Source organism: Pseudoalteromonas sp. P1-30 (assembly GCF_001400005.1).
GTDB lineage: Bacteria > Pseudomonadota > Gammaproteobacteria > Enterobacterales > Alteromonadaceae > Pseudoalteromonas > Pseudoalteromonas atlantica.
Genome location: NZ_LKBC01000015.1, coordinates 12,583 through 26,301, shown reverse-complemented (window position 1 = coordinate 26,301; position 13,719 = coordinate 12,583). Strand labels below are relative to the sequence as shown.

The following is a 13,719-nucleotide window of genomic DNA, read 5'->3' as shown; positions in this document are numbered from 1 at the left end:
GCCTATTTAAAAACAACTTATTAAATAACGAGGAGCTGGCCATGCGCGCCGAAATTATGGCTGAAATGAAAGTTCAGCCAACTATTGATGTAAACGCCGAAATTACCCGTCGAGTTAACTTTATAAAAGCACGTTTAGTGGCAGCCCATAGTGTATCGCTAGTGCTTGGAATTAGCGGCGGTGTTGACTCATCGACCTGCGGGCGCTTGTGCCAATTAGCCGTAGATGAACTAAACGCAGAGCAAAACACTAATAAGTACCAATTTATTGCGGTTCGTTTGCCATACGGTGTACAAGCAGATGAAGACGAAGCGCAAATGGCCGTTGATTTTATCAAGCCAAGTAAACGCATGACCGTTAACGTAAAACCTGCTGCCGATGCATTACACGAGCAAGCTATGGCGGCAGTAGTAGGCAGTGGTGAAGATCTACCAGAGCAAGCTAAAATTGACTTTGTAAAAGGTAATGTAAAAGCACGCCAACGCATGGTAGCGCAATACGAAATAGCTGGTTTTTGCCAAGGCCTCGTAGTGGGTACCGATCACAGCGCTGAAAACATTACTGGTTTTTACACCAAATTTGGTGATGGCGCATGCGATTTAGCCCCGCTATTTGGCTTATCAAAGCGTCAAGTTCGCGCACTTGCAACTGCCTTAGATGCGCCAGAGCTATTAGTAACAAAAGCCCCAACAGCTGATTTAGAAAGTGACCGCCCAGGCCTCACCGATGAAGAAGCATTAGGACTGAGCTATGATCAAATTGACGACTTTTTAGAAGGCAAGCCAGTGGCTGCAGAGGTTGAGCAAAAACTAACTGATATTTATGTTCGCACTCAGCATAAGCGCCAACCCATTCCGACTATTTACGATGATTTATAACGGCTAAACAGCTAGTGCTGCGTATGCACTAGCTGATCTATTCACCGTATTGTTACGTAAAACAAAAAACTGATTTATAGTTAATTTTAACGCCTGCCAAAGAGACAACTGCATTACATGACATCTCCTATTTTAATAACAGGCGCTGGTCAACGTATTGGCCTTGCGCTTGCTAAGCACTTTTTATCGCAAGGCCAAGCTATTATTATTACCTATCGTACGCGCCACGATGCAGTCGACGACTTAGAACAACAAGGCGCCGTATGCATACACGCCGACTTTAGCAGCGATGCCGGTATAGCTAGCTTTATTGAAACACTAAAACAGCAAACTCACTCTTTACGTGCCATTGTGCACAATGCCTCTAGCTGGGACTGCGAAGCCAGTAATCCTGATTTTTCGAGTTTGTTTGATAACATGGTGCGCATTCATGCCAAAACACCGTATTTAATTAATAATGCCTGTGCACAGCTATTAATGGCATACCAAGCTGATACTTGCACACCGGCTGACATTATTCATCTTACCGATTACGTTGTTGAAACAGGTAGCCCAAAGCACATTGCCTATGCCGCAAGTAAGGCTGCACTTGATAACTTAACCAAGTCGTTTAGCGCTAAGTACGCACCAAACATAAAGGTAAATTCGGTTGCGCCTTCGTTGATTATTTTTAATCAGCACGATGACGAGGCTTACCGTGCTAAAACCCTTAAAAAATCTCTTATGGGTATAGAGCCAGGTTGCCAAGAAATTATTAATAGTATTGATTTATTACTGCGCAGCCACTACATCACAGGCCGCGCTTTGCCTGTTGATGGCGGCCGCCATTTAAAGTAGAACACACATTAAACTGAGAAATTTATGCATGACGATTTAAAGCAAAGCTACCAAAATATTATTACCGCTGTGGGTGAAGATGCAGGCCGAGAAGGCCTTCTCGATACACCAAAACGTGCAGCAAAAGCCATGGAGTATTTAACCAAAGGGTATCGTCAAACGCTTGACGAAATCACCAATAATGCGGTATTTAGCTCAGACGCTGATGACATGGTACTTGTACAAGATATAGAGCTTTATTCTATGTGTGAGCACCACCTATTACCTTTTATTGGTCGCTGCCATATTGCTTATATTCCCGATGGCAAAGTACTAGGTTTATCTAAGTTTGCGCGTATTGTTGATATGTTTGCTCGCCGCTTTCAAATTCAAGAGCAGCTTACTCATCAAATTGCTAAAGCCGTTGAAGAAGTAACCGGCGCTAAAGGCGTAGGTGTTATTGTTGAAGCTAAACACATGTGTATGATGATGCGCGGTGTAGAAAAGCAAAACTCAAGCATGCGTACCTCTGTAATGCTAGGTAACTTTAGAAGTGACTCTAAAACGCGTAACGAGTTTTTACAGCTTATTAAGGGTTAATTATGGCCAACGCAATTATTAACGTAACCAACTTACGCTTACGTACATTTATTGGTTTTAACCCAGAAGAACGGGAAAAAAAGCAAGATGTAGTGATTAATTTAGAAATTCACTACCCTGCCGATGACGCCTGTAAAACAGACGAAGTGGACCAAGCGCTTAACTATAAAGTGATCACCAAAGAGGTGATAAACCTAGTAGAGCAAGGGCACTTTTTGTTGCTTGAAAAGCTGGTTGCCGAAATACTTGCAGTATGCCATACACATCCAAGCGTGCATTACGCAAAAGCCAGAGTAGATAAACCGCATGCACTGCGCTTTGCCGACTCAGTTTCGCTCACGCTTGACTGGTCAAAGTAACTTTACAAAACCGCTTGTGCACCACTGGCAAGGGCAATAACGGCTAAATACCGTGCGCCTTTGCCAATGCTCACTAATAATAAAAACAGGCTAAAACGCACTTTAAATATGCCGCCAATTACCGTTAGTGGGTCGCCAACAATCGGCAACCAAGCAAACAGTAAGCTATATACCCCATATTTTTTAAATTGAGATTGCGCTTTTTCAAGTCCCTTGGCCGATACCGGAAACCACTTTTTGTGCTTAAAACGCAGCACATGAGTTCCCAACCAATAATTAACACAACTTCCTAATACATTACCTGAAGTAGCGGCTAACCACAGCAGCCACAGATTAGCTTTTGCTTGGCTTATCATGGTAACAAGTACCACTTCTGAAGAGCTTGGTAATAAAGTAGCGGACACAAACGCACTAAAAAATAAGGTGATATAAAGCATTAAGTACTTAAAGTAAAAACCCAGCATACAGCTGGGCTTATTAAAGGGTCGTCATTTATTTTATCAAATTTAAACTCAGTGGGTAATTAAACTCTTTCCCTTCGTTGGCTTTAATACTGGCTAAAACCACCATGATAAAAGAAAAAATAGCCACTAAAGGCAGCAAAACGAGGCCGATTACGGCAAATACCAGTAAAAAACATACAAAGTAAGCTATAGCCATAGTAATTTGAAAATTAAGCGATTTTTTACCGTGTAAATCGACAATTGGCATTTCATCTTTTTTAATAAGCCATACCACTAATGGCCCAAGTATAGAGCCAAACGGAATAACAAAACCGGCTACAGCGCTTAAATGGCAAAGCATAGCCCATGTTTTTTCGTCTTTTGATAACGGCTCAAGCTGTTGATTTTCTTCCATTACGCTCTCCTTATTAGTTAATACATACTGCCTTTTTATTGAGCAGGTGTCTATATAGAGGCGGCTATATTGTTAAATAACACGCCCTAACCCGCTGTGATAAAAAAGTGATAACTTTGTGAGAGTTTCTTGAGGTGGTTATTCAATACTTAGCCTGAATCATCACTTACAGGAAATAATAATGAAAGCTTCAGCATTTACAGTTGCAACCCTTTTAGCAGTAGCTAGCCAATCAACATTGGCAGCAGAGCTAGAAGTAGAAATTACTAACCTTACTAAAGGCCTTTACTTTACACCGGTACTAATAACAGCACACGATAGCGAAGATAAACTTTTTGAAGTCGCAACCGAAGCCTCTGCTGCACTGCAAGCAATGGCTGAAGGCGGCGATATATCAGCACTTGTTACTCAAGCGTCAGCATCGAGCAGCGATATTGCAGAAAACCCAGCGGCAGGCCTTTTAGCCCCCGCGGCATCTGCAACAGCAGAGCTCACAACTACCGATGGCAACGAATACCTATCTGTAGCGGCTATGTTACTGCCAACTAATGATGGCTTTGTAGGCCTTGATAGCTGGAAAGTTCCAACAGAAGCAGGCACCTACACTGTTTACCTCAATGGTTATGATGCAGGTACAGAAGCAAATAACGAACTTGTAGTAGAAGGCTCGGGTGCACCTGGTGTATTAGGTATCCCTGCTGCGCCGGGCGGCCAAGCTGGTACTAACGGCACAGGTATTACAACTGGCGATACAAATACGATGGTGCACATTCACCCGGGGGCCCTTGGCGATGATGACCTAGAAGGTGGAAACAGTGATTTGAATAACACTGTACACAGATGGTTAAACCCCGTTGCAAAATTAACTGTGACGGTTAAATAGGAGAGTTAATTATGTCATCTCTTTCTAATTTTAAAAAAAGTGCGCTTATTTTACTGTTAGCCAGCTCACTAGCAGCATGTGGTGATAACGATAATAACGACTCTATTGAAGAGCAAGAACCTGTGGTTGTTGTAGAGCCCGAACCTGTTGTTTATGAGTTTACTATCACTTTTAGTAACTTAACGGCTGGACAACCACTATCACCACTCTCGGTCATTGCATTTGATGAAACCCCACCATGGAAATTTGGTGAGACGGCTTCTGTTGGTTTAGAAATGATTGCTGAAAGCGGCGCTAATGAAGAGTACCTTAGCGATGAAAATGCACTTGCTTCAGCCTCGGCTGAAGGCGGCATTGGCCCTGGCGAAACAACCTCTGTAACCCTTTTAGTTGATGCACAAGATGTTCTTAATTTATCTTTTGCTGCCATGCTTGGGAATACAAATGACGCTTTTACCGGTCTTAGTTCTGTAGATGTATCAACATTGGAAGTAGGCAGTTCAATATCACGAACGACGCCAGCTTACGATGCAGGTACGGAGGCGAATACAGAAACAGCTGACACTGTGCCTGGTCCCGCTGCTGGCGGCGAAGGGTTTAACGAAATACGCGACGATATTGCCGATATAATCACAATGCACCCAGGTGTTGTGTCTAATCAAGATGGCTTATCAACCTCTGCACTAGGTGCTGAACATAAGTTTGATAACCCAGTATCAAAAATCGTGATCACTCGTACACAGTAAAACAGCTTGTAATGGGGATGTGAGGCGACACGGATGTCCCTTTTTTACGAGGTTAACCATGCGGCACGAAAAAATACTGGTAGTAGAAGACGACAGAGAAATAGGGCAATTAATAACAACCCAACTTGCTGCGTTAAATTTGCATGTTGACCATGTTGTAAGCGCTGAGCTCGCACTTAAAAAAATAGCAAAACAACCTTACGGGCTTATTTTGCTGGATATAAACCTGCCACAAATGGATGGCTTAAGCCTATGCCGTAAAATTAAAGAGCACTACCCTACCATTTCCGTTATTTTACTTACCGCGCTCAGTAGCGATATGGATCGTGTAATTGGTCTTGAAATGGGTGCTGATGACTATATTTGCAAACCCTTTTTTGCTCGTGAATTACAAGCCCGCGTTAAAACACAATTACGCCACCGCTCACAACTTCTAGCGATTCAAAATAACGAAAACGACAGCCCGTGCAACGAACAAAGGCTAAATATAGGCTCACTCAATATTGAATTTAGCTCACATCAAGTTTATTTAGACGAACAAGCACTTAACCTCACCGCCACTGAATTTGATTTACTGGTATATTTTGCTCGCCACCCAAACCATGTTTTTAGCCGCCAGCAATTGCTCGACAAAGTATGGGGGTATCAGCACAGCGGGTACGAGCATACCGTTAACTCACATATAAATAGGCTACGCGCCAAACTTGAGCTACATCATCAAGCGCCTATTATCGAAACCGTTTGGGGCGTTGGCTACAAACTAAACCCAAGCCAACTTACTTAAGAGCCTTATTATGAACCTATCTTTGTATCAAAAATTAGCGGTGTCGTTGGTGGTTATATTTTGCTTTATTTGTGCACTCGTTTACAGCTGGAGTAAACAACTAGAGCTCACCTCAAAACATCATGGCGAGCAAAACCTGCACTTAGCCCTTGCTGAGCATTTAGTACAAGATAACCCATTAATAAAAGAAGGCGTATACGACTACGCAGCCCTAGAAAACCTATTTCATACCTTAATGTTATTAGGCCCCGCATTTGAGTTTTATTTTGTAGATGAAAACGGAAAAATCCTCACTTACTCAGCAAAGCCTGGTAAAGTTAAACGCACTCATATTAATTTAGCCCCTTTAAAAAAGCTGATTAACAACCCAGCTGCAGCGCCAATTTATGGTGATGATCCAAGAAATAAAGCGCAGCAAAAAATATTCTCTGTAGCGCCTGTTTTTAATAACGATAAGCTGCAAGGGTACTTGTATGTAATTATTGGCGGTGAAGCTTACGATACCTCTTTAAACACAATTAAAAATAATGACAAACTATGGCTTGCCGCATTATGGCTTGGAGCTGCACTTGCATTTTTACTGATTGCGATGCTTATTTTACTGCGCTTTTTTACCAATCCTATTCAGCGATTAGCCCGTGATGTAAGCAATATTGAAGCAGCTAATTACAGCCTTACCGATACCAAGCTCAGTAACTATTCAACCCAAAAAAGTAACGAAGTGCACAGTTTAGGCCGTAACATTCAAGCCATGGTTACCCGGATTGACGAGCAATTTAAAGCACTTGAGCAAAGCGATAAACAGCGTAAAGAGCTACTTACCCATTTATCGCACGACTTACGTACGCCTCTTGCCTCTTTGCAGGGGTTTTTAGAGGTGCTTAACCAATCGAGGTCGCAATTAAGCGCTCAAGAACAACAAGCATACTTACATGTATCCCTTAATAACTGCGCGCAGCTTAAACAGCTTATTGAACAAATTTTTGAATTAGCCCATTTAGAAAACGGCGAAATAAGCATTCACAAAGAAACCTTTAATTTAGGTGAGCTTATTTACGATTGCATTGCTAAGTTTTCTCTAACCGCTGAGAAAAAAGGCCTTAACTTAACGGTAGAACCTGCAATTTGCGATTTTCCTGTTGTAGCCGATATTGCAAAACTTGAGCGTGTTTTAAGTAATTTAATTGATAATGCAATAAGGCACACACCTAAAGGCGGCAGCATAGCTGTAAACGTTAAGCGTATTGATGAAAAGCAATTATTTGTGCAGGTTTCTGATACCGGCGTGGGTATTAAGCATGATGAGCTAAACGCTATTTTTAATCCGCATTACCAGGCTTCAAATTCAAATAACGAAGGGCGCCAACAAGGTGGCTTAGGACTGGCTATTTGTAAGGGGTTACTAAAACTTATGGACAGTGAAATAAATGTACAAAGTGAGCTGGGCAAAGGCACTATGTTTAGCTTTAACTTGCCGCAAAAAATAAAGGTATAGCCAACGGCTATACCTTTAGAACATTACTTAATTTTGATTTTGTTAGTTTTTAATACCGGCTAAATCAAGCATAAATGCATAGTTTAGCGCAGTATCTTCTAGGCGCTTAAAGCGACCAGACGCCCCGCCATGGCCGGCTTCCATATCTATTTTAAACAGCAGTTTATTATCATCTGTTTTATAGTCACGCAGCTTTGCAACCCACTTAGCCGGTTCAAAGTATTGAACTTGTGAGTCATGTAAACCGGTAGTCACTAACATATTAGGATACGCTTGCTTTGAGACTTGATCATACGGCGAGTACGACAGCATGTAATCGTAATACTCTTTTTCATTTGGGTTACCCCACTCACCATACTCATTGGTAGTAAGTGGTATGCTTGCATCAAGCATGGTGGTGACTACATCAACAAAAGGCACTGCTGCAACCACCCCTTTATATAGCTCTGGTGCTTGGTTAACCACCGCGCCCATTAATAAACCACCAGCACTACCACCGTAGGCAAATATTTCGTCTTTTGCGCCATAACCTTGTGCCACTAATGATTTGGTTACATCAACAAAGTCGTTAAAAGTGTTCTTTTTAGTTAATAACTTTCCGTCTTCATACCATGGGCGTCCTAGCATTTGCGAACCACGCACATGCGCTATAGCAAACACAAAGCCACGGTCTAATAAGCTTAAACGTGAGCTTGAAAAAGTAGGGTCCATGGTGGCGCCGTACGAGCCATAACCATATTGCAGCAACGGGTTTGTGCCATCCTTTTTAAATGCATCTTTACGGTACACTAAGCTTACCGGCACTTTTATACCATCGCGCGCACCTACAAAAATACGCTCCGAGGCATAGTTATCTGCGTTAAAATCACCTAACACGGCTTGCTGCTTAAGTAGGGTTTTATCACCCGATTTAAGGTCAATATCGTACGACGAAACCGGTGTCGTCATACTGGTATAATAAACACGTAATTTGTCGCTGTTTATATCGTTGTTGCCATAGCTTGCAATGGTATAGGCACTGTCGTTAAAGCTTAGCGTGTGCTCATCTCCTGTCGATAAATGGCGAACAATAAGGCGCGACTGACCCAACTCTCGCTCTTGATATACAAGGTAGTCTTTAAATAAATCAACGCCTTCTAGCTTAATATCATCGCGCGGCGCAATTACCGTTTGCCAATTTGCTTTATCATGCGCTTTATCTACATCCACCTTCATAAGCTGAAAGTTAACCGCATTTAAGTTAGTGACGATGTAATACGTATTGCCAAGCTTTGAAATACTGTATTCTAGGTCGTCCTCACGCTCAATTAAGCGCTTAGGTTTTGCTTTATTATCATCTGCGCTGAGTACCGACATACCAGAGGCATTGGTGCTGCTGTGCCAAATATATATTTCTGAGCCATCTTTGCTCTTACTAATACCCGTGTAATAACTTGTATCAGCTTCTTCGTAAATAAGTTCATCATCGCTTTGCGGTGTACCTAACGTATGGCGAAAAACTTGATAGCCAAGTAAGGTTTGTGCATCTTTTTTAATGTAGTAAAAGGTTTTATTATCGTTTGCCCAAATAACGCCTCCATTTGTTCCCTCAAGCGTGTCTTCGAGTAATTGACCTGTGGTTAAATCTTTTACCTTTATGGTGTAAATTCTACGGCTAACGGTGTCTTCCCCATACGCCATTAAATTTCCGTTAGTACTTACAGATAAGCCACTTACAGCAAAGTAGTCGTGATCTTTGGCCAACGCATTTACATCTAAAATAACTTGCTGATCAGTGCCTTTAAAATCGCTACTGCGAACATAGGTAGGGTATTCGTTTTCGCCACGCGTTTGCGATGAATAAAAATAGTCGCCTTTTTTAACAGGCACCGAGTCATCGTCTTTTTTAATACGCCCTTTTAACTCTTCAAATAACTTATCTTGCAATGTTTGAGTATGCGCAAGCATTGCCTCGGTATAAACGTTTTCAGCATTTAAGTAACTTATAACGTCTGGTGCTTTACGCTCGTCATCACGTAACCAGTAGTAATCATCAATACGCGTATCGCCATGAATTGTCATTTCATGAGGTACTTTTTTAGCAATTGGCGCCACGGCGCTCACTGGTTTTTCTGTTTGTTGTGTTTGCATAGTAGTTGCTGTATCTGAAGGTGTACTTTTTGGCGCATTATCACACCCGGCTAGCACAGCTAGTGATAACGCGGCTAGCGTGAATGAAGAACGAATCATTATGAAATCTCTATGGTTTTTATTATTGGTGCTATTAAATATACCTAATAATAAAGCGTGGTGTAATTTAGTTTGTGAAGCTATGTAAAAAGGGAGCCGAGGCTCCCTTTAAAATAGCGTGCTAGTTATAAAATTACTTTTGTTTACGACGACGCATAAATGCAAACGGCGCAGCAAGTAATGTTAACCAAGCTAGTGAGCCCGATGAACCATTGCTTTCAGGCTCTGGTGTTGGCGTCACTGGCTGAGGGTCTGCAATGGTATCGTTAACAACGATTGACACCATAGTTTCTTCGGCGCTAGTGCCTGATGCTTCACGCACTGTGTATGTAAAGCTATCTTCACCAGAGAACTGTGCATTTGGCGTATAATCAATCGTGCCATCTTCATTCACGGTTGTAGAGCCATTTGCAGGTGCAGAAACCACCTCAACAGTTGATGCCACTAAGCTGCCTTTAATTCTTACACCTTTATGGGCAGAGAATTCTGCGTTTTCTGTTTCTGAAGAAGCTACTGCGTCAAATACAAAACGCGACTCAGCCATGTCATTAGCTAATACATCAATAGTCACTGTTTGTTCTTCATCAACTTCTACTGCATCTGCAGCTGTGTAATGGCTGCGATCTTTAGCAAAAGCTTGATATTGAATATCAACAACACCGCCTTTGATTTGATCGACTAAGTAGCCACTACCAATAGCATTACCCGTTGGAACTGTGTCCAGCATTGCACCTACGTTGCCATCAGCAGACTCTACACCCGCTGAGTAAGGTGCAGGTAAAGCAGGCACATCAATGTAGTTCATACGAACTTCATCAGTCCCTTCTTTTAATATCACTTGGAACGTGTACTTATCACCTAAAGAACTACCCCAAAGCTCAACGTCATGCCATTCTACAACTACATAGCCGCTATCAAATTTAGCCACATAAAGATCACCGCCACCGCTCGTGCCACCAGCTAAATCAAAGTCAGCCCAAAGCGGCGCAATAACACCATTAGGTGTACGTGCATTAGGCATTGCTTGAGGGCTCCAAGAGTTAGTTGTATTTACATCTGCACCAACAGCAATAAAGCCGTTATCTGAGATAGTAAATGCTGAGTACTCTTTCCCATCAAAAATAAAGTCAGCTTCAACCGTAATGGTTATCTCATCACACCCGTCAGGACACGCTTGTGGTTCAATGCCTTCATCAGCCAATGAGAAGGTACCTAAGAAATCACTGCTGTTAATAGCAAATTCTTTTGGCCCTAATGTGCCCGTCCAAGTTAGTTCTTTATTGTCTTCACTTAATGTTACTTCACCTGCACCATTAGTCACTTCAACAACAGGGGCAGCACCTTTAAGAAGTTCTGCATTTTCATCAAGTTTTACATTTACTGATAGCTCGTCAGTGAACAGAGTATTATTAAATTGCACACCTATTTTTGCAGGAGTAGAAGAATTTAAAGAATCGGCATCGACTGTTGCACTAAACACACTGCTATTTGTTGCTTCGTTATCGTAGATAGCAAATGGTAAGTGAGCGATTTGACCTGTCTCAGTATGAGTCCACACTACATGGCCAAAGTTCCAACCTTTAACATCGTTAAATGTTGAATCAATATCTAAGTTAAATTCAGCCATGTCAGTGCTTGTTTCTGCACCTTCAGAGTCTGTAGAGGTAGAACCGTGCGCGCCAAGCATAACGGTGCTAGGCGAAACCGTAATTTCAGCGCCTTGCATATCGGTTACTACTTTTGCAGTCCACTCACCAGCAACATCAGTCATATTTTGCACGGTATTTGAGAAGCTACAAACGCTTAAACAACTTGGATCGGCGTAAGAGCCATGATCAAATGTAAGTGCTGCCTCTAGCGCATTAGGCATATCTAATCGACCGGCACCTACATCAAATGCATCAGCTTTTGTCACTAAGTCTTCTTTATGTAGGCCATCCATTTTAGATGAGCTCATAAGTGCCGTTTTGATTTGTACCGCATTCCACTCTGGGTGAGCTTGCTTCATCAATGCTGCTGCACCAGCAACATGAGGGCTTGCCATACTTGTGCCTGTAATCGCATTAAAGGTAATACCATTACCTTCATCTGGCGAGTACGCAGATAAAATATCTGTACCTGGCGCTGCAATATCAGGTTTTAAGAAGCTAGGCTCACCATTAGGACCACGCGAACTTGAAGAGTTTACGGCATCAGTAAATTTCTCTTGAATTGTTCTTTTAACACTAGGGTCGAGTGAAGCAATAACCGGCTCTTCAGCTGCAGTTAACAGCTCAACCAAGCTTAAACCATCTTCTTGGCTAATCGCTGAGGCTGGAATTGTGGCGTCATCCATAGACATGCCCATTGCACCGCCAGTAACATTGTTGTGGATAATTACCGCTGTTGCACCTGCTTTCGCCGCATTTTCAGCTTTGGCTGAAAACGCACAGCTACCACGAGAGATTAATGCTACAGAGTCAGCAAATGAGATATCTTCAGCAAACTCTTCACACCCTTCAAAATTATCAGGAGCAATCACTTGCGCCGAAATAATAGGAAGTGAAATAGGGTCTGTTAATAAACCATTGCTTCCTTCAATACTTAAATAGGTTTCGCCTGCCACTTCAATTTGTTGAGAGAAGAAACGCCCTGTTTGCGTATTGGCAACTGTTAAACCAGACTCAATACAGCTAGGGCAACCAATAGTTTGTGCGCCGTTACCATCGTTACCTGCTGCGGTTACAACCACTACACCCGCTTCTTCTGCAGCTGTGAATAAATCACTGTATGCACTGCTTGATGGATTACCACCAGCACCACCGCCCCACGAGTTATTAATTACGTCTGCGCCATCTTTAATGGCCGCTTCTAATGCCCCCATTAGTGCAACGGTAGTACCGCTGCCTCGTCCATCGGCTGTGTGCCAAAGCGCTTTATAAGCCATTAACTGTGCCGCTGGTGCAACACCTGAAATTGACACGTTATTGTCTTGGTAAGTAATTTCAATTGGGTTACCTACAGCAGTACCAGCAACATGCGTTCCGTGACCGTCGTAACCGAGTGGAGAACCAATATATTCATCAGGGTGAACATCACTTGGTGTTGGGCCAAATGCACGCGCCACTATTAATTTATTATTACAAAAATCGGCTTCACCACCCTCTATACGACAGTAATCGGGGTTTTCTGCGATGTAAGCCGCTTCTTCTTCACTAAACTCTGCAGCTGCAAAACCCACATCTGAAAACATAGGGTTTTCTGGGCGAATACCCGAGTCAATAATAGCAACTTTAACGCCTTTACCAGCTTCAGATTGACCACCAAGCGCCTGCCATGCCTCAACGCCTCTAATCACATCAATAGAAGCATCCATTAATGTATGGTACTCAGTATCTAAAAATACTTTTTTTACACCCGCAAGTTTAGCGAGCTTTTCACGTTGACCTTGCTCACCTTCTACCACGATACCGTTGAATAACGTACTAAATGAATGTGAAACCGAGCCACCGCTAACAGATGCGGCTACTTGCGCTACACTTTTTTGTTTTGCTTTTAAGTAGCTGCTGTACTTTAACGCAGGTGCTGAAGATAGATTAACTTTACTATCCCCAGTTACTGCTGCAGAGGTTGCTTCAAGCCCTGCAATGCCGCCTTTGTAGGTTGCTAGCGGCTCGTCTTCAAGCTGGATAATATAGCGTGCTTTAGTAGAAATGGTTTTATCTTGAGAGTATGTTTTTACACTTGATGTTTCTGGGACATATCCTTTAGATAAATCAGGTGCGGCGGCTGCACCGTATGACATCATAGCTAAACCTATAGCTGATGAAATAGCGGTTCTTTTCAGTGTTATATTAGACATTATTTCCCCTGGAGTGAGTTTTATATTATTGTATTTACTCAATTCAATGTGATTAGAATTGTGATTTTAATATAGAACTACAGCCCTCAGGCTAGCAACAACTCAATTACAAGTGGATTACAAAACTGCAGAAATAGCATCGCAAAAACATCACAACAAACTAATTTTAAATAAGTTTTTCCATTTCTGTGATTTGTAAATCACTGTAAACAAAACCTAACTTCTCTATG

12 protein-coding genes are annotated in these 13,719 nt (G+C 42.2%); 8 read left to right on the top strand and 4 right to left on the bottom strand.

The window, feature by feature from the left end:
* Positions 1–41: 41 nt before the first annotated feature.
* The 4 genes from nadE (at position 42) to folX (ending at position 2,653) form a co-directional block, all read left to right on the top strand.
* The gene (gene nadE / locus AN395_RS16885; RefSeq protein WP_054983700.1) at positions 42–878 is read left to right on the top strand and encodes an ammonia-dependent NAD(+) synthetase; all 837 of its coding nucleotides are present in this window, start codon (positions 42–44) and stop codon (positions 876–878) included.
* A 117-nt stretch (positions 879–995) separates the two neighbouring features.
* Positions 996–1,715, top strand: coding sequence for a dihydromonapterin reductase (gene folM / locus AN395_RS16880; RefSeq protein WP_054983699.1), 720 nt, complete (start codon positions 996–998; stop codon positions 1,713–1,715).
* A gap of 24 nt (positions 1,716–1,739) precedes the next feature.
* On the top strand, positions 1,740–2,294 hold the full coding sequence (folE, locus tag AN395_RS16875) for a GTP cyclohydrolase I FolE (RefSeq protein ID WP_004589001.1): 555 nt from the start codon (positions 1,740–1,742) through the stop codon (positions 2,292–2,294).
* A gap of 2 nt (positions 2,295–2,296) precedes the next feature.
* Positions 2,297–2,653, top strand: coding sequence for a dihydroneopterin triphosphate 2'-epimerase (gene folX / locus AN395_RS16870; RefSeq protein WP_024032091.1), 357 nt, complete (start codon positions 2,297–2,299; stop codon positions 2,651–2,653).
* Positions 2,654–2,655: 2 nt separating this feature from the next.
* On the opposite strand, the gene AN395_RS16865 is transcribed toward folX, so the two are convergent.
* Together AN395_RS16865 and AN395_RS16860 are read right to left on the bottom strand one after the other, a co-directional pair.
* Entirely contained in the window at positions 2,656–3,090 is a 435-nt protein-coding gene (locus tag AN395_RS16865) for a YqaA family protein (RefSeq protein WP_024032092.1), read from the bottom strand.
* Between the two features lie 55 nt (positions 3,091–3,145).
* Complete coding sequence (locus AN395_RS16860) at positions 3,146–3,511, bottom strand: DUF4870 domain-containing protein (RefSeq protein ID WP_024032093.1); 366 nt, start codon at positions 3,509–3,511, stop codon at positions 3,146–3,148.
* 181 nt (positions 3,512–3,692) lie between these two features.
* Here AN395_RS16860 and AN395_RS16855 point away from each other — a divergent pair, with 181 nt between their 5' ends.
* From AN395_RS16855 to AN395_RS16840, 4 genes are read left to right on the top strand one after another with little or no spacing between them, the layout of a single operon-like run.
* Positions 3,693–4,394, top strand: a complete 702-nt coding sequence (locus AN395_RS16855) for a spondin domain-containing protein (RefSeq protein WP_024032094.1) — start codon at positions 3,693–3,695, stop codon at positions 4,392–4,394.
* An 11-nt stretch (positions 4,395–4,405) separates the two neighbouring features.
* A complete protein-coding gene (locus AN395_RS16850; RefSeq protein WP_054983698.1) occupies positions 4,406–5,140 on the top strand; it encodes a spondin domain-containing protein in 735 nt (244 codons plus the stop codon).
* Positions 5,141–5,198: 58 nt separating this feature from the next.
* Complete coding sequence (locus AN395_RS16845; RefSeq protein WP_054983697.1) at positions 5,199–5,924, top strand: response regulator transcription factor; 726 nt, start codon at positions 5,199–5,201, stop codon at positions 5,922–5,924.
* Between the two features lie 10 nt (positions 5,925–5,934).
* On the top strand, positions 5,935–7,419 hold the full coding sequence (locus AN395_RS16840; protein WP_054983696.1) for a cell wall metabolism sensor histidine kinase WalK: 1,485 nt from the start codon (positions 5,935–5,937) through the stop codon (positions 7,417–7,419).
* A 42-nt stretch (positions 7,420–7,461) separates the two neighbouring features.
* On the opposite strand, the gene AN395_RS16835 is transcribed toward AN395_RS16840, so the two are convergent.
* Entirely contained in the window at positions 7,462–9,648 is a 2,187-nt protein-coding gene (locus AN395_RS16835) for a S9 family peptidase (RefSeq protein ID WP_054983695.1), read from the bottom strand.
* A 133-nt stretch (positions 9,649–9,781) separates the two neighbouring features.
* The gene (locus AN395_RS16830) at positions 9,782–13,489 is read right to left on the bottom strand and encodes a S8 family serine peptidase (protein WP_054983694.1); all 3,708 of its coding nucleotides are present in this window, start codon (positions 13,487–13,489) and stop codon (positions 9,782–9,784) included.
* Between the last annotated feature and the right edge of the window lie 230 nt (positions 13,490–13,719).